This is a genomic window from Lachnoanaerobaculum sp. MSX33 (assembly GCF_000512995.1).
Taxonomy (GTDB): domain Bacteria; phylum Bacillota; class Clostridia; order Lachnospirales; family Lachnospiraceae; genus Lachnoanaerobaculum.
In genome coordinates this window covers 1-642 of the sequence record NZ_AZXX01000024.1, presented here as the reverse complement: position 1 = coordinate 642, position 642 = coordinate 1, and the positions used below count along the sequence as shown (strand labels likewise).

Genomic DNA, 642 nt, shown 5'->3' with positions numbered 1-642 from the left:
GTCATCTTATTACCCTCCTTAACATACTTAAAATCATATTTCATTTTAGATGTTACAGGAAAATTGTCACTGTAACAATCATCTTTTGTAAAAACTCCCATCAGTTCAGATAGTATAGTACCGTCATTTATATTGGCACTAATATATATTTCTTTAAGCCCATTATCAACTTCCGTATTACTTCCGGCTATCACCCTTTTTATTAAATATGAGCTCTTGTTTTCTTTGAATATATCAAAATTGCAAATATATATCATGCACACTTCCGGCACATTATCAAAGCTTTCGCCTTTTTTCATCAAGCTTGTAGTCAATACGCTACTGTAATATCTCACTCTCTTTTGATTATTTACATTATCGGCATTTTGAACCTCAATATTCACTCGCCTTCCGTCTCTTAACTCACAATAAGCATCAAGTATAACAGAGCGTCTTTCTATATTAGTTATAGCATATTGCGACTTATTATTTAAGACTTTCAGCTGATAATCTTGCAAAAATATCCTTAATATTTCTTCACAAAACTCCTTATTCTCTGCCATCTTTCTAAATATAATGTCGTCAATGGGATTTAACTTTTGTACATATTCTTTGAATTTTTGTATAGACCTGTCAGACATAAACCTCCTTTATAAATAGAAA

At 31.0% G+C, this 642-nt stretch carries 1 protein-coding gene; it reads right to left on the bottom strand.

Translation table 11 applies throughout. From position 1 onward, the window contains the following. A partial coding sequence (locus HMPREF1495_RS02435; protein ID WP_034211753.1) for an Rpn family recombination-promoting nuclease/putative transposase occupies positions 1-620 on the bottom strand: 620 nt, incomplete at its 3' end. Between the last annotated feature and the right edge of the window lie 22 nt (positions 621-642).